A 15,822-nucleotide genomic window follows, 5' to 3' on the forward strand; every position below is an offset into this window, starting at 1 on the left:
GGTCAGCGGGCGACGAGGGCGCTGATCCGGAGGAAGCCCCGGGTCGTCATCGTGATCCGCACTTCCGTGGTGGTGACCGGCTCGAACGAGACCGTCGTGGGCTCGTTCGAGCCGGTTCCCCACGTGATCTTCGGCTCGCGCACCGGCACGAACCCGCGGTCCGTGCGGTAGGCGACTTCGACGGCGTCCGGCCGTCCATGCCGGCCGTCGACGACGAAGTTTGCCGTGAGCACGCCGATCCGCTGCGGCCGCGGCCAGACGAGCGACACCCAGTCCGCCGGCCGCGGCCGGCTCACCGCGGGCAGGGTCGCGGTCGCCTGCTTGACGTGGAAGTTCGACCAGCCGGTGGCCGGGTCGCCGTCCAGCATCGCCGCGGGCAGCGTGTCCGGGGCGCCCGAATAGCTCGCGTCCGCGGCCAGGACGACCGGGGGCTCCGGCCGCTCCACCGCTCGCGCACCGGGGCCGTTGCGCTGCCCGAGGTGCGTCCCCGGCACCGTCGTCTTTCCCGGTGTGAGGCCCGGCGCGCTCGCCGTGACGGTGATCGGGCCCCGGCCGCCGGTCGCGGCGATGACGGCCACGGCCTGCCCGCGGAAGGCGGGAATCGTCGGCTGCTGGTAGCTCTGCGCGAGCTCCTGCCGGCCGTTGTCCACCCCGGCGACCCGTCCCGGCCCGCGGACGGCGAACCGCAGCACCGGTTCGGCCCCGGGCACGACGACGCCGCGGGAGTCCACGACCGACGCCGTCACGAACGCCATCGCGCCGTCGCCGCGCGGCTCGGCGGTCAGCGTGACCGCGCGCGGCGGCCCGGCCGTGACGAGCCGGTCGCGGGCGACCTCGCGCCCGCCGGACCGGGCGATCGCGGTGAGCGTGCCGGGTTCGAACGGCACGGTCCACGTCAGGTGCAGCTTGCCGGTGCTGCCGTTCGGGCTGGTGTAGCTGCCGGAGGGATCGTTCTTGTCGTCGCCGACGGGTTCGGTCGTCTCGAGGTACGGCCGGCCGTCCACAGTGGTCTTCCGATCGAACTCCTTGACACCGAGGGACTTCCCGTTGAGGACCAGCTCGACGGTGTCCACAGTGGAGTAGACCCACACCGCGACCGGTTCGCCGGGGCGGTGGGCCGTCCAGTCCATCGGGGTCAGGTGCACCATCGGCGCGGTGCTCCACTGGCTGCGGAAGAGGTGAAAGGCGTCCTTCGGCAGGCCCGCGCTGTCGACGGCACCGAAGAACGACGTCTTGACCGGGAAGACGTCGTAGGGCGTCGGCTCGCCCAGGTAGTCCTGGCCGGCCCAGAGGAACTGACCCTGGCAGAACTTGCGGTCGCGGTCCTTCTTCAGCGAGTACTCGCCGCTGAACGTCCACGAGGCCAGGTTGTTGTCGTACGACGACGTCGCCCGCTTGCCCGGCGTGTGGTTCTCCCCCGTGTTGAGCAGGTCCGGGTCCTGGTACGCCCCGCGCGTCGAGGTCTCCGACGACGATTCGGACTCGAAGAAGAACTTGTCCGGGTAGGCCGCGTGCAGCCCGTCGATCGACTGCGCGGTGTTGTAGTTGACGCCGAGGCCGTCGAGCTGCCGCAGGATCAGGTCCTGCGGCGACCCGGGCGCGGGCACGCTCCGGTAGCGGTCCGAACCCATGATGACGGGCCGGGTCGGGTCGATGCCGCGGACCGTCTTGATGAGCCCCGCCGCGATCTCCGGGCCGCCGGCCATCGACGCGTCCGGCACCTCGTTGCCGATCGACCACAGCACGACCGCCGGCGAGTTCTTGGCCGCGTGCACCATTTCGGCGATGTCGCGCGCGCTCCACGCGTCGAAGTCGCGGTGGTAGTCGAACTCGACCTTCCCGGTCCGCCAGCAGTCGAACGCCTCGACCATCATCAGGATCCCGAGCCGTTCGCAGAGCGCCACCAGCTCCGGCGCGGGCGGGTTGTGCGCGGTCCGCAGCGCGTTGACGCCCATCGCGAGCATCAGCCGCAGCTGGCGCTCCAGCGCGGCGGGGTCGATCACGGCGCCGAGCGCACCCTGGCTCGAATGCAGGTTGACCCCGCGCAGCTTCATCGGCACGCCGTTGAGCGAGAACCCGTGGTCCGGGTGGAACTCGGTGTACCGGAAGCCGAAGTCCGTCGTGGTCGTGTCGAGCACGCGCCCGGCCACGACGACGTCGGTGCGGACGCGGTACAGCCGGGGCTCCCCGACCGACCACAGCCGGGGGCCGGCGACGGTCTGCGTGGTGACCGCCGTGGCGGTCTTCCCCGCCGCCACCGGCACGGTCGCCGAGCCCTGGGCCACCACCCGTCCGGACGGATCGGTGACCGTCGTGCGCACCTCGGCGGCCAGCGCTCCGGCGGAGTCGTTCACGACGTCCGTGGCCACCTCGACGGCGCCGCGGCCGGCGGCGATGCCGGGAGTGGTCACGAAGGTGCCGTGCCGGGCGACGTGCACCGGCTCGGTGACGACCAGGCGGACCTTGCGGTAGATGCCGCTGCCGGAGTACCAGCGGCTGCTGGGCAGCGGGTTCACCGCCCGCACGGCGAGGACGTTCGGGGTCCGGCCGTCGGTGTGCAGGCGGCCGGTGAGGTCGAAGGCGAAGCCGGTGTAGGCGTAGGGGTGGTTGCCGAGCAGCTCGCCGTTCACGTGAACATGCGCGTCCGAATAGACACCGTCGAACTCGACCGAGACCCGCTTGCCCGCGACCGAGGGCGGCAGGACGAACGTCTTGCGGTACCAGCCGAGGCCGCCGCGGAAGAAGCCGGACGAGCTGACCGTGCCGGTCGCGGTCGGCGGCAGTTCGATGCTCCAGTCGTGGGGGACGTCGACGACCTGCCACCCCGAGTCGTCGTACCCGGGGTTCGCGGCGTCGGCGAAGCGGCCGTCCGGGTCGGTGACACCGTCGGGGTTGGCGAGGACGAACCGCCAGCCGTCGGTCAGGTCGGTGGCCCGGCCGAGACCGGTTCCGGCGGCCTTCGCGGCCGGGGAGAGCGCGGAAGTGACGACGGCGGCGCCGACTCCGCCCAGGACCTGACGTCTGCTCGGGGTGTTCGGCATCGGAGAAGTCCCTTCCGGCGGGAAGATGCGGCGGAAAGCACTATTGCACAAGGGTTTCCGAGTGAACAAAGGGTTCGATAATTTCGAACGCCCGCAGGTTGTCCGATCTCCGCTACCCCACGCGTGCGTGATCGATGAAGGCGGTCAACGCGTCCACGACCGCGCCGGGCTGCTCGTCGGGAATGAAGTGCCCGGCCTGCGGGATGACGACGCCGGTCGTGTAGTCCGCCCAGGGGCCGAGGGAAGCGGCCATGTCGGGGATCGAGCCATGGGAGCCGGAGATTCCCAGGACCGGAACGGTCAAGTGCCGCCGGCCGAGAGCGTCGAGGTTCTTGCGCGCGGATTCCGCGGCGTCGCGGTAGTAGGCGAGAGACGCGCGGAGACCTCCCTCGGCCGCGATGGCGGCGGCGTAGTGGTCGATCTCGGTGCGGTCGAACGTGGTCGAGGAAAGGGCTTTCACCGTCAAGAACCAGCCGACGTAGTCACGCTCGCGACCGGTGAGCAGTGTCTCGGGAAGATCGGGCACCAGGTGGAACGCGAAGTGCCAGGTCTTCCAGGCCCGGCCGGGATCCGTGGGGACGGCGTCCGGGAGGGTGATTCCGGGGATGCCGGCGTCGAGCAGAGCGACGCCGTGCAGGCGCTCTTCGTACTTCAGGGCCAGCGAGAAGGCGACCCACGCCCCGATGTCGTGCGCGACGAGCCAGTACCTCGGCACGTCGAGCGCGGTCACCGCGGCCTGGACGCGCGCAGCGACGGTGTGCGTGTCGTAGCTGTCGTGCGGGCGGTCGGAGTGACCTTGTCCCGGCAGGTCGATCGCGATCACGCGGAAGCGCTCGGCAAGGCCCGGCATCGCCTTGCGCCAAGCCCACCAGGTCTGCGGGAATCCGGCGAGCAGGACGACGGCGGGGCCGGCCGGCCGGCCGCCTTCCACGGCATGGAGCCGGACGCCTTCCGCGTCGACCCAGCGGTGGGTGAACCCCGCGAGGTCGTGCTGCGGCAGCCCGGAGATCGAGTTCTCGGTCATGTCACCACCCTAACTCATCTTAAACTGTTCAGTTCAAGATACGATGGAAGGTCACAGCGACTTGACTCAGAAGCGAGGTTGCCTGCGCGATGGCCGGGAAGAAGCAGTTCGATGTGGACGTCGTGCTCGACGCGGCGATGGTCCAGTTCTGGCGAGCCGGGTACGCCGACACATCGCTCGACGACCTCTCCAGGGCGACTGGACTGAACCGCAGTTCCATCTACTCCTCGCTCGGCGACAAGGAGTCGCTCTACCTGCGCTGCCTGGACCGCTACGCCGCGCACTACGGGGAAAGGTACGACCAGGCTCTTTCGAGTGCGTCGGAGGAGCCGTTGCGGGCGATACGGCAGTTCTTCGACGTCACCCTGAAGCGCATTGCCGATCCCGACCTGCCGGACGGGTGCCTGATCGCCCAGACCGCGATGGCGACACCGGTGCTGAGCCCTGCCATCGCCAAGCGCGCGATCGAAGCCTTGGACCTTCAGCGTGCGCGGCTGCGGAGCGCTTTGAAGGCCGCGAAGCCAGCCGACGACTTCGCCGTTCACCTTGCGGCAGTCAACCAGTCGCTGGCCGTGATGAGCAGGGCCGGAGCGAGCCAGGAGCAGCTCCACGCGATCGTCGGCGTCAGCATCGGCGCCCTTTCGCAGGCGTTGCGCGCCCGAAGCTAGATCCGGCTTTCCCTGGCGGCATCGCCAAGCGACCGCTTAGTATGGGCAGCGACCCCGAGGAGGCCCCATGTCCACTGTGGACGGAGTCCGGTACGCGGCGGACGGCCCGGTCGCCACGCTGACGTTCGACAAACCCTCCCGCAGCAACGCGATGGACGTGCCGATGCAGGCCCGCTACGGCGGGTTGCTGCGGGAGGCGGACGCGGACCCGTCGATCCGGGCGGTGGTCGTGACGGGCGCGGGCCGGGCGTTCTGCCCGGGCGCCGACCTGGGCTTGCTGGACGGCATCGCGGCGGCGCCCCCGGCATCCGGAGGCGGGCACGAGAACTTCCGCGACGTCCTGGCGGCGTCCTCGGTGGGCGTACCGGTGGTGGCGGCGATCAACGGCGGCTGCGCGGGCCTGGGATTCGTGATCGCGTGCTCGGCGGACGTCCGCTTCGCCGCGGCGGGCGCGAAGTTCACCACGGCGTTCTCCCGGCGCGGGCTGATCGCGGAGTACGGGATCGCGAAGCTGCTGCCGTCACTGGTGGGCGAGGGCCGGGCCCGCGACCTGCTGTTGTCCGGGCGGACGTTCACCGCCGAGCAGGCCCTGGACTACGGACTGGTCCAGGAGGTGGTCCCGGCGGAGGAGCTGCCGCTGCGGGCCCACGCGTACGCGACGGAACTGGCGACGCACAGCGCACCTCGGTCGATGGCGGTGATGAAGGCGCAGTTCTTGCGGGAGGCTCTGCTGCCCCTGGAGGAGGCGGCCCGCGAGGCGACGGCGTTGATGATCGAGTCGTTCGGCCGTCCCGAGCTGGCCGAGGGGCTGGCCAGCTGGAACGAACGCCGCGAACCGAAATTCCCGCCCTACTCCGGGGGCTGAGTGCGGCGGTTCGCCTCGCAACACACCGACCGATCGAGTCATTCAGCCATTCCGGACCGACCAAGGCGCTGGCGAGCCGGAACCAACCGCGAACCGAAATTCCCACCCCACCCGGCAGGCTGAAACACCCCACGCCAGCCCAGCACGACTGTTACATTGCCGACAGATCGTGTCACACGGGGAGGAAGCCGGTGGGGTTCGAGGTCGACGTCGAGGACATCCGCAAAGCCGCGGCCAAGCTCGGCGCGGGGCCACCCCCGAGAATCGCCGCGGGTGGGGCGCCGAACGTCGGGGACACCGCGCGGGCCGGTGGGTTCGCCGGCGACTACGACGTCTGGCTGACCACCCGGCAGGAAGACCTGCAGGCCGCGCAGCAGCAGGTCGAGAGCCTGGTCGAGAGCATCAACGCCGCCGCCAAGGCCTACCGCGCCGGTGACGACGGCGCGCGGGACGCGTTCTTGAAGGCCCTCGACAGCGGCTTGGGACGGATCGACCGGTGACCGGGATCTTCGACCGGATTCACGACCTCGCCGGCCAGGTCGAGAAGGGCAGCACGACCGAGCTGGACGACCGGGCTCGCGCCTGCCGGACCGCCGAGGAAGCCGTCAAGGACGCCAAGGCGCTGATCGAAAGCGTGCGCGTCGAACTGGGTGAAGGCTGGCAGGGCGGGGCCGGTGAAGCCGCGCTGAATTCGCTCGACGACTTCAAGAAGAACCGCGACGCGCAGGCCGAAGACCTCGAGGAGTCGGCGAAGTCGTTCGAGGTGATCCGCGACGCGCTGGCAAAGGCCCAGTCGGAAGCGCGGGACAAGCGCGAGCGCGCCGATGCCCTCCGGACGAAGCTCGACCGGGTCTGGCAGGACCTGAGCCACGGCAAGGGGAACATCGTCTTCGCCTGGGGGCAGGACAAGATCTTCAAGGCCGAGGCCCTCGTCCTGCTCGCCGACCTGCAGCTGGCCGTCACCACCTACGACGCCGTCCTGCTCGCCGAAGGCCTGAAGCTGCGCACCAAGACCGGCCAGGTGTGGGAGCTGGCGGGCTCCGAGAAGCGCAACCCCGCCGAGATCGCCGCGATCCTGCTCCGCGAGCTGCCGGCCCTCGCCGCGCTGGTGGCGAAGAACCCGGAACTGCGGCTCGCCCTGCTCGCGGGCGACTGGGACAAGATCATGCAGGACCCGGACGTCGCGCAGGTGATCTACGACTACTTCGGCTTCAAATACGACGAAAACGGCGACTTCTACACCACCGGCGAACACTCCGTGCAGAGCTACCTCGGCTGGCACGACCTCTACGACAAGCTGGAACCCGTCATCGGCGCGAAGCTCGACCACACCAGCGACGGCGGTGACAACATGGAGTTCACCGACCCGAAGACCGGGAAGCAGTACCGGCTGGAGCTGTGGAAGGGCAGCTACGGCTTCGGCGGGGCGTACGGCGGCGAGGTCGGGTTCTACACCCGCGAACCCGGGGACGACCACCCCGAGGGCTACTTCTCCGCCGCCCAGGGCGACGACCAGATCAAGGTGACCCAGCAGATCTACGACAAGACGACCGGCGAGGTCTACTTCACCAACGACGGCCAGGGCGCCGACGGCACCGACAAGAAGCACTTCTGGAACCTGGCGATCCGCACCGATTCGGACGTGAACCCCGACGCGCTGGGCCAGCGCGCCACGATCGAGGTGCGGGACACGGACATGCGCGACCGGATCTACGCCGAGATGACCCGGTACGCCGCCGCGCACCCCGACCAGAACCTCACCGTCCACCTGGGCACGGACGACCCGCCCACCCTGAGCTACGACTGGCGGAAGTGACGACCTCAGTACCCGGTCAGCGGCTTGAACTCCCAGGCGCCGTCCTCGTCCCGGTCGTCCCGGCGTGCCGGGGCCGCGCGCTCGGTGAGGCCGTCGAACACCCCGGCGACGTCGACCAGGGCGGCGACCTCGTCGGCGACGTGCTGGCCGTGCCGGGCTTCGATGTCTTCCAGCCCTTCGCGCAGGGCCGTGGTCGCGGCGCTCCTGGCCTGGTCCCGCAGGGCGCGGGCCAGCTCTTCCGAGGTCGAGTCGGTCATGGTGCCACCCTAGGGGTCCGGCCGGTCGTGAGGCGAACCGATGACTTTCCCCGGCCGCCGACGTCAGTACCGGAGTCCGCGAACCCGGCCCGAAGGAGACATCGTGGCGAAACTGCTCTACGGCTTCAGCTGCTCGGTCGACGGCTTCATCGCCGGCCCCGGCGGCGACATGTCCTGGCTGACCCGGTACCTCGGCCCGGATCCGGTGGTCGACGAGCTGATCCCGGAGATCGGCGCGCTGCTCGTCGGGCGCCGCACGTTCGGCGGCGACGACCCGCACCGCGGCACCGAAGGCGAGGGCAAGGCCTTCGGCGGCGGCTGGGAAGGCCCGCAGGTCGTGCTCACCCACCACGCGCCGGCGCCGGTACCCGGCGTCACGTTCATCGACAACCTCGTCGACGCGGTCGCCGCCGCGAAGGAGGCGGCGGGTGACAAGTACGTCAACGTCCTCGGCGCCGACATCGCCCGGCAGTGCCTCGAAGCCGGCCTGCTCGACGAGATCCTCGCGATGCCGGTGCCGGTGCTCCTCGGGGACGGCGTCCGGATGTTCGACCACCCCGGCGGCAAGACCGTCGCGCTCGAGCCGCTGCGGCCGAACTGGTACCGGGTCCTTCAAGGACGCATCCCGAAAGACGGCCGGCCCAGCAATTTCGGCAGCACCGCGTAGGCGTCCGGCACCCAGTCGCACAGCCGGGCGCGGGTCTCGCGGGGGTCGATGACGTCCTCCACCGAGAACCGCTCCGCGGTGCGGAACGGCGAGCGCACGGCGTCCAGGCGGGCGCGGATCTCCTCGATCCGGGCCGCCCGGTCGTCGGCGGCGTCGAGTTCGGCGCGGTAGGCCGCTTCGATGCCGCCCTCGACCGGGAGTGAACCCCAGTCGCCCGACGGCCACGCCCAGCGGCGGACCAGGCGGTGCCGGTTGACCTGGCCCGCGCCGCCGACGCCGAACACGCGGCGGACGATCACCTCGGCCATCGGGATCCGCGCCTGGTAGACCGCGGTCACCGCGCGGGCGCCGTGGCGGATCGCGCCCGCGTGTTCGGCGGCCGCGCCGATCACCATGCCCGCCTGGTCGGTCAGCGACACCAGCGGCAGGTGGAACGTCTCGCAGAGGTCGACGAACCGCGTCATGACGTCGGCGCCCTCCGGCGTCAGCGTCGCACCGCGGTACGGGTCGGTGGCGAGGACGCCGACCGGGTGGCCGTTCAGCCGCGCGAGTCCAGCGTAAGCCGAGCCGCCCGACACGGCGTAGTCGAACACCGACCCTTCGTCGAAGACGCCGTCGAGCAACGGGCGCAACCGATAGGGGTGCCGCCGGTTGCGCGGAACCAGCGACAGCAGCGCTTCCTCCCGCCGGTCCACCGGGTCCGAGGTGGACCCGACCGGCGGCAGCGAGTCCACAGAGGACGGCAAGTACGACAGGAACTGCTTCACCACCGCGAAAGCCTCGGCCTCGGACGCGACGATCCGGTCGATCGCCCCACTGCGCCGGTGGACGTCCGCGCCGCCCAGTTCCTCCTTGGTGAGGTCCTCCCCCGTCGCGTGCCGCACCACCGGCGGCCCGGCGACGAACAACTGCCCGGCGCCCTCGACCAGGACGTTGAGGTGCGCCATGACCGCCCGCGCGGCGCCGAGCCCGGCGACCGGGCCGAGGCAGAGCGCGACCACCGGGACCGTCGAGAGGTTGTCCACCACGAGGTCCCAGCCCGGGTTGACCGGAACGTAGGTGAACCCGTGCTGCTCCAGCATCTTGACGCTGCCGCCGCCCCCGGTGCCCTCGATCAGCCGCACCATGGGCAAGCCGAGCTCGTTCGCGAGCCGCTCGGCGTAGACCTGCTTCTCCATGATCGCCGCGTCGGCCGCGCCGCCGCGGACGGTGAAGTCGTCGCCGCCGATGGCCACCCGGCGGCCGTCGAGCTTCGCCGTGCCGAGCACGAAGTTGGCCGGGGTGAACGCCTCGAGCGAGCCGTCCGCATAGGACGCCGTGCCGGCGAGCGCCCCGATTTCGTCGAAGCTGCCGGGGTCGGCGAGCGCGGCGATCCGCTCGCGGACCGTCGAGCGCCCGGCGGCGTGCTGGCGGGCCACCTTCTCCGGCCCGCCCATGCGCTCGGCCAGCGCACGCCGCCGCGCGATCTCGTCGACCTCCGGCTGCCAGTTCATTCGGCTTCGAGGGCCGCTTCGACCTTGCGCTGCAGCTTGTTCATCCCGCCGAGCCACCGGTCGGTCCGGGTCGCGCGGGCCGCGTAGTAGTCCGCGACCTCCGGGTGCGGCAGGACGAGGAACTGCTTCGCCTCGATGGCCGCGAACAACGCGTCCGCCACCTGCTCGGGCTCGATCGCCGACGCGCCCATCAGCAGCTGGCCGGCGGTGCCGGTGCTCTCCAGCATCGCGGTGCGCACGCCCTGCGGGCAGATCGCCTGCACGGTGATCCCGCGGTGCCGGTAGGTCGCGGACAGGTACTCGGCGAACGCCAGCGCGCCGTGCTTGGTCACCGAGTACGGCGCCGAGCCGAGGCTGGTCAGCAGCCCGGCCGCCGACACCGTCGCGATGAAGTGCCCCCGGCCGCGCTCGAGCCACGCGGGCAGCAGCAGGTTGGCCGCGCGGACGTGCGCCATGACGTTGACGTCCCAGGTGCGCGCCCAGACCTCCTCGGGGCTCTCCGGGCCGCCGAAGGGCGCGATGCCCGCGTTGGCGCAGAAGATGTCGATCTCACCGAGGGTCTCGCGCGCGCTCTCCACCAGCTTCGCGACGCCGTCGACGCTCGCGACGTCGCCGACGAACGCCGTCGCGCCGACCTCCTTCGCGATTTCCGCGGCCTTGTCGCCGTCGAGATCGGCGACGACCACCTGCGCACCACCCGCGGCGAAGCGGCGGGCCAGCGCGGCCCCGATGCCCCCGCCGCCCCCGGTGACGACGACGCCGGTCACAGGCCACCGCCCAGGGTCACGCCGCCGTCGAGCACCATCGTCTGGCCGGTGATCCAGCCCGCGTCGTCGGAGAGCAGGAACGCGACGGCGCCGGCGATGTCGGCCGGCACGCCGAGGCGCTTCATCGGGTAGGCCGCCGAGACCTCTTCTTCGCGGCCTTCGTAGAGCGCGGTGGCGAACTTCGTCTTGACGACGGCGGGCGCGACGGCGTTGACGCGGATCTTCGGCCCCAGCTCGGCGCCGAGTTCGACGGTCAGCCGGATCAGCGCGGCCTTGCTGACGCCGTACATGCCGATGCCGGGCGACGCGCCGAGGCCGGCGATGGAGGCGACGTTGACGACGGCCCCGCCGTGCTCCCCCATCCACGCGTCGCGGGCGCGCTTGGTCCAGCCGAGCGGCGCGAGGACGTTGACGCCGAGGATCTTCGCCGCGGCGGCCGGGTCGATGTCCAGGGTGGGCCCGTAGACGGGGTTGATGCCGGTGTTGTTGACCAGGTAGTCGAGCCGGCCGAAGGTCTCGATCGTCTTCGCGATCGCCTCGTCCTGGTGGTCGGTGTCGTCGGACTTGCCCGGCACGAACATGGCGACGTCGGGCCCGCCGAGCTCGTTGACGGCCTCTTCGAGCGCCTCGGGCTTGCGCGCGGTGATGCACACCTTGGCCCCGCGCTCGACGAGCGTCTTCGCGATCCCGAGGCCGATGCCCCGGCTGGCCCCGGTGACGATCGCGACGCGATCCTTGAACGAGTTCACGGCAGTGTGTCTCCTTCGCGGTGTGGTACCCGGCACATGCTAAGCGGTCGGTCAGGTGCTCATTATGCGCGATACCGCCATCCTCTCAAGCCGACCCACGTCACACCCGTCACCGGCGGAGGGTGGCAGTCCAGCTCGGCGGCCGGCGATGTCTTGAATGCGTCATTCAGGGCGTCGGAGGTCCTGAATGACGCATTCAAGACGTTCCGGCAGGGCCGCCACGCCGGACCGGACGATCGGCCGACATGGCTGAAGGGCCCCTTCCTCGCGTCAGATGCGAGGAAGGGGCCCTTCAGTGCAGGAGACGAGTCTCCTTCGACCGCTACGGCTTGCCGGGCTAGCGGCTCTTGTTCTCGGTCTTGCCCTTGCCGGCGGCGGCGTGACCGTTGCCGTTGGTGCCGTTGACCGGCTTGGGGGCCGGCGGCTTCGGGGCTTCGGCCGGCTTGGGCGGCGTCGGCGCGTCGGCCGGCTTGGGGGCCGCGGCCGCCGGCTTGGCGGGCGTCGGCGGCACCGCCTGGTCGGCCGGGGTCACCACCTTGTCGGCCGGCACCGGAGCCTTCACCTCGTTCTCCGGCTCGGCCAGCGGGTTGGACCGCCGGACCTGCACGACGGCCGCGATCGCGGCCACCGCGGCGAGGGCGACCACCCACGGCCAGCGGGCCCGCCGGGAACGTTCCCCGCGCGCCACGCTCTTCGCTTCGTTCAGCGCGACGGCCAGGTCCCGCTTCGCCGTCGCCACGGCCTTGCGCCGCTTGCGGTTCGACTCGTTCGCCGAACCCGCCACCGTCGCGAGCGCCTGCGCCGCCTTACGGCCCGGGTCGCGCAGCTTCACCGCGCGCGAGAGCACCTCGTCGCGGGCGGCGACCGAGTGCTTCCGCACGTCCCGGCGGGAAGACCGGGTGCTCTTGTCGAAGTCCTTGGTCGCCGAGCGGCCGACCTTCGCCAGCTCGTCGGCACCTTCCGTCAGCTTCCGATCGGTGATCTCCACCGCGCGCGCGGCCGCGGCCGCACCGACTCGCGCCGCCTCCGCGGCAAGATCCCGAACCCCGGCCGCCGCCGTCTTCACCGATCGCCCGACCGGAGCATCGCCCTGGCCCATGTGACCACCTCTCACTAGTTCCGCAGGCAGGGGCCTGCTCAGTCTCACTCCACTGGGCTACCCACCAATCGGCCTTCCGGAACCTCCGACCACCCGTCGGTGTGGGTCAGGCCCCACGTCGGGCCGGCTCTTGCCGCGCTGGAGGCGGCGCGCTGTGGTTCCGGAAGCAGCTGAGGACGGTCGCCGTAGGAGTCGAGAGGTCAGCGGCCGAGGACGGCGCGCAGGCCGGGCTGGAGGCGGTCGCCGTGGGCGCGGACCAGGTCGTCGCACAGCTCGAAGATCCGCTCCACCGGCAACGCCGCCGCCGTGGCCGGGTCCGTCATCGCCGCGTGGCGGATGTGGCGCGGGTCGTCCTCGACGGCCGCGCGCACGACGAGGTCGTTCACGCTCAGGTACGTCCGGTTCAGCGCGGCGAGCTGGGGCGGCAGCGCGCCGATCCGGGTCGGCCGGACGCCGGTGCCGTCGACCAGGCACGGCACCTCGACCACCCCGCCGGACGGCAGATTCTCGATCAGGCCCCGGTTGACGACGTTGCCGTAGACCGTCCGCGGAGTGCCCGTGAGGACACTGTGGACGATCTGCGGGGCGTACTCGCCGGTGCCTTCGACGGGCAGCGGCTCGTCGGCCGCGATCGCGTGCCGGGTGCGTTCGTACTCGGCCTCGTTCTCCGCCACGATGTCGAGGTAGGCCCCGATCGGCAGCCGCAGGCGCTCGATCTCGGAGTCGTGCTTGAGGTACCAGGGCACGTACTCGGCGGAGTGCTCACTGGTCTCCGTCGGGTAGTAGCCGAGCCGCCGCAGCATGTCGAACCGGACGCGCCGCCGCAGCTGCTCGTCGCCGGCGGCCAGCTCCCGCAGCCGCGGGTAGAGGTCGGTGCCCGCGTGCTCGAACCGCAGCACCCACGCCTGGTGGTTGACCCCCGCCGCGACGTAGGTGACCTCGTCGAACGGCACCCCGACGAGCTCGGCGAGCCCGTGCACGGTCCAGTACACCGAGTGGCAGAGCCCGACGACCCGGGTCAGCCCGGTGGCTTCGCCCAGGTACTGGACGTTCATCGCCATCGGGTTGGTGTAGTTGAGCAGCCACGCCTCCGGGCAGACGTCGGCGATGTCCGCGCCGAGCTCCTTCAGGAAGGGGAACGTCCGCAGCGCGCGGAAGATCCCGCCGATGCCGAGGGTGTCGCCGATGGTCTGGCGCAGGCCGTGACGCGCCGGGACGTCGAAGTCGGTGCGCGTCGCCTCCCCCATCCCGATCTGGACCATGTTCACGACGAAGTCCGCGCCCGACAACGCTTCCCGCCGGTCGGCGTGCGCGGTGAGCACCGGCTTGACGCCCCGGACGGCGGCGATCCGCCGGGCGGCCGCCAGGGCCGTCGCCAGCCGGTCCGCGTCGATGTCGTGCAGGGCGACGTGCACGCCGTCCAGCTCCGGGTAGGCGAACAGGTCGGCGAGCAGGCCCTGGGTGAACACGACGCTGCCCGCGCCGACGAAGGTGATCTTGGGGGTCATGGAAATCCGATCCGGTGGTTCGAGGTGCGGGTTCAGGCCTTGAGCCCGCTGGAGGTGATGGACTGGACGAAGGTCTTCTGCGCGCCGAGGAAGGCCAGCAGCACGGGCAGCACGGTGATGACGTTGCCCGCCATCACGGCGGCCCAGTTCGTGTGGTGCTGGCCCTGGAACGTGGTGAGGCCCAGCTGCAGCGTGTAGACCGTGTCGTGGTTGACCGCGATCAGCGGCCAGGTCAGGTCGTTCCAGGTGGTCAGGAACGTCAGCACGGCGACCGTGCTCAACGCGGGCCGCGACAGCGGAAGCACGATCGTGAACAGCACGCGCAGCCGCGAGCAGCCGTCGATCCACGCCGCCTCTTCCAGTTCCCGGGGCAGGGACAGGAAGAACTGGCGCAGCAGGAACACCGCGAACGGCGTCACCAGCGACGGCACGATGAGCGCGCCGAGGCTGTCGATCAGGCCGAGCTTCTTCATCACCAGGAACGTCGGGATCATGGTGAGCTGGAACGGGATCGCCATCGTCGCGACCATCAGCGCCAGCAGCGCCCGCGAACCGGCGAACCGCATCCGCGCGAACGCGTACCCGCCCAGCGCGCCGAACAGCAGGTTCGACACCACGGTGACCGCCGAGACGATCAGCGAGTTCCCGAACCAGCGCAGGAAGAGCGCGTTTTCGAAGACGTAACGGTACCCGGCGAAATCCACCCGCGACGGCCACAGCGCGGGCGGGAACCGGTTGATCTCGGCGTTGCTCATCACGGAGCTGAGCAGCAGCCACACCAGCGGCGCCGCGAACACCAGCGCGAGCGGCACGAGCAGCAGGTGCCACAGGCTGAACGGCAGCCGGGGCCGCCGCGGCACGGGCAGCACGCGGGTCGCGGGAACTTCGAGCCGAGCCGGCCGTGTCGTCTGTGTCGGCTGTGTGGTCATCGCAGGGCCTTCCCGGGCCGGCGCAGCACGCGCAGGACGACCACGACGACGAGCAGGGCGAGCGCGAGCACGTAGGCCGACGCGGCGCCGTAGCCGGCGGTGAAGTTCTTGAACGCCTGCTCCCAGACGAAGTAGACGATGACCGTGGTGGAGCCGAGCGGGCCGCCCTTGGTCGTCACGTAGACCAGATCGAACACCTGCAGCGACGTGATCAGCTGCCACAGCACCAGGAACGCCGTCACCGGGGCGACCGCGGGCAGCGTCACGTGCCGCAGCACGCGCCAGGTGCCCGCACCGTCCAGCCGCGCGGCCTCGACCAGCGACGGCGGCACGTCCTGCAGCGCGGCCAGGTAGACCACGACGCAGAAGCCGGTGCCGCTCCACAGCGTGATCCCGACCAGCACCAGCAGCGCCTGCGCCGGGTCGGTCAGGAACCCTTGCGGGGACACGCCGAGGTGGTGCAGCAGCGAGTTGGCCGCGCCGAACTGCGGGTCGAGGATGAAGGAGAACAGCACGCCCTGGGCCGTCGCCGACAGCACGAACGGGATCAGCACCAGCGTCCGGTACAGGCCGACCAGGCGGATGCGCCGGTTCAGCGCCTGGGCCAGCAAGAACCCGAACAAGATGCTGAGCGGGACGTAGAGCACCGTGTACAGCACGGTGTTCCGGATAGCTTCCGCGAAGTGCGGGTCCTGGGCGAGGGCGGCGTAGTTGTCCAGGCCGGTCCAGCGGCTCGGGGTCACCAGGTCGTCGACCTGGAAGGACAGCACCAGCGACCAGGCGACGGGCACCACGCCGAGGCCGAGGATGATGAGGACGGCGGGCGAGACGTAGGCCCACGCCGCCGCGGTTTCGCGGCGGCGCCTGCGTTGGGCGGGGCCCGAGGCGGAGCCTCGGCTTGGCAGGGTGACGGGCCTCGGCAGTCCGGGCATGGCGGCT

General features: G+C 71.1%; 15 protein-coding genes. 5 read left to right on the top strand and 10 right to left on the bottom strand.

The features are described 5' to 3' along the window. Positions 1-2 precede the first annotated feature (2 nt). The gene (locus AB0M83_RS17785) at positions 3-3,041 is read right to left on the bottom strand and encodes a glycoside hydrolase family 2 TIM barrel-domain containing protein (protein WP_364518225.1); all 3,039 of its coding nucleotides are present in this window, start codon (positions 3,039-3,041) and stop codon (positions 3-5) included. A 112-nt stretch (positions 3,042-3,153) separates the two neighbouring features. Next, positions 3,154-4,065, bottom strand: a complete 912-nt coding sequence (locus AB0M83_RS17790) for an alpha/beta hydrolase (RefSeq protein ID WP_364518226.1) — start codon at positions 4,063-4,065, stop codon at positions 3,154-3,156. Positions 4,066-4,154: 89 nt separating this feature from the next. Here AB0M83_RS17790 and AB0M83_RS17795 point away from each other — a divergent pair, with 89 nt between their 5' ends. The 4 genes from AB0M83_RS17795 to AB0M83_RS17810 all read left to right on the top strand — a co-directional run bounded on the left by AB0M83_RS17795 (position 4,155) and on the right by AB0M83_RS17810 (position 7,414). Further along, complete coding sequence (locus tag AB0M83_RS17795; RefSeq protein WP_364518228.1) at positions 4,155-4,733, top strand: TetR/AcrR family transcriptional regulator; 579 nt, start codon at positions 4,155-4,157, stop codon at positions 4,731-4,733. Between the two features lie 67 nt (positions 4,734-4,800). Further along, positions 4,801-5,598 (top strand): enoyl-CoA hydratase-related protein, encoded by a 798-nt coding sequence (locus AB0M83_RS17800; protein ID WP_364518230.1) that lies wholly within the window; start codon positions 4,801-4,803, stop codon positions 5,596-5,598. Positions 5,599-5,789: 191 nt separating this feature from the next. Then, positions 5,790-6,098 carry a hypothetical protein gene (locus AB0M83_RS17805; protein WP_364518232.1) on the top strand — a complete coding sequence of 103 codons (309 nt, stop codon included), beginning with the start codon at positions 5,790-5,792 and terminating at the stop codon, positions 6,096-6,098. Beyond that, positions 6,095-7,414 carry a DUF4474 domain-containing protein gene (locus AB0M83_RS17810; protein ID WP_364518234.1) on the top strand — a complete coding sequence of 440 codons (1,320 nt, stop codon included), beginning with the start codon at positions 6,095-6,097 and terminating at the stop codon, positions 7,412-7,414. The genes AB0M83_RS17805 and AB0M83_RS17810 overlap by 4 nt, the downstream gene beginning before the upstream one ends. 5 nt (positions 7,415-7,419) lie before the next feature. Here AB0M83_RS17810 and AB0M83_RS17815 read toward each other — a convergent pair whose 3' ends face one another. Then, positions 7,420-7,671, bottom strand: a complete 252-nt coding sequence (locus AB0M83_RS17815) for a hypothetical protein (protein ID WP_364518236.1) — start codon at positions 7,669-7,671, stop codon at positions 7,420-7,422. Positions 7,672-7,774: 103 nt separating this feature from the next. Between AB0M83_RS17815 and AB0M83_RS17820 the strand changes: the two genes are divergently transcribed. After that, entirely contained in the window at positions 7,775-8,338 is a 564-nt protein-coding gene (locus AB0M83_RS17820; RefSeq protein ID WP_364518238.1) for a dihydrofolate reductase family protein, read from the top strand. On the opposite strand, the gene AB0M83_RS17825 is transcribed toward AB0M83_RS17820, so the two are convergent. The 7 genes from AB0M83_RS17825 to AB0M83_RS17855 all read right to left on the bottom strand — a co-directional run bounded on the left by AB0M83_RS17825 (position 8,284) and on the right by AB0M83_RS17855 (position 15,815). Further along, the gene (locus tag AB0M83_RS17825) at positions 8,284-9,831 is read right to left on the bottom strand and encodes a carboxyl transferase domain-containing protein (RefSeq protein ID WP_364518239.1); all 1,548 of its coding nucleotides are present in this window, start codon (positions 9,829-9,831) and stop codon (positions 8,284-8,286) included. The two genes, AB0M83_RS17820 and AB0M83_RS17825, sit on opposite strands and share 55 nt — an antisense overlap. Next, positions 9,828-10,598 (bottom strand): SDR family oxidoreductase, encoded by a 771-nt coding sequence (locus AB0M83_RS17830; protein WP_364518241.1) that lies wholly within the window; start codon positions 10,596-10,598, stop codon positions 9,828-9,830. Before AB0M83_RS17830 ends, AB0M83_RS17825 begins: the two co-directional genes overlap by 4 nt. After that, the gene (locus AB0M83_RS17835; RefSeq protein ID WP_364518242.1) at positions 10,595-11,347 is read right to left on the bottom strand and encodes an SDR family oxidoreductase; all 753 of its coding nucleotides are present in this window, start codon (positions 11,345-11,347) and stop codon (positions 10,595-10,597) included. The genes AB0M83_RS17830 and AB0M83_RS17835 overlap by 4 nt, the downstream gene beginning before the upstream one ends. A 337-nt stretch (positions 11,348-11,684) precedes the next feature. Continuing rightward, positions 11,685-12,446 carry a hypothetical protein gene (locus tag AB0M83_RS17840; protein WP_364518243.1) on the bottom strand — a complete coding sequence of 254 codons (762 nt, stop codon included), beginning with the start codon at positions 12,444-12,446 and terminating at the stop codon, positions 11,685-11,687. Between the two features lie 200 nt (positions 12,447-12,646). Continuing rightward, complete coding sequence (locus tag AB0M83_RS17845; RefSeq protein ID WP_364518244.1) at positions 12,647-13,954, bottom strand: alpha-glucosidase/alpha-galactosidase; 1,308 nt, start codon at positions 13,952-13,954, stop codon at positions 12,647-12,649. Positions 13,955-13,986: 32 nt separating this feature from the next. After that, entirely contained in the window at positions 13,987-14,883 is an 897-nt protein-coding gene (locus AB0M83_RS17850) for a carbohydrate ABC transporter permease (protein ID WP_364518246.1), read from the bottom strand. Next, positions 14,880-15,815 (bottom strand): sugar ABC transporter permease, encoded by a 936-nt coding sequence (locus AB0M83_RS17855; protein WP_364518248.1) that lies wholly within the window; start codon positions 15,813-15,815, stop codon positions 14,880-14,882. Before AB0M83_RS17855 ends, AB0M83_RS17850 begins: the two co-directional genes overlap by 4 nt. Positions 15,816-15,822: the final 7 nt, after the last annotated feature.

Origin of the sequence: Amycolatopsis sp. NPDC051106, assembly GCF_040682775.1 — a bacterium.
Classification (GTDB): Bacteria; Actinomycetota; Actinomycetes; order Mycobacteriales; family Pseudonocardiaceae; genus Amycolatopsis.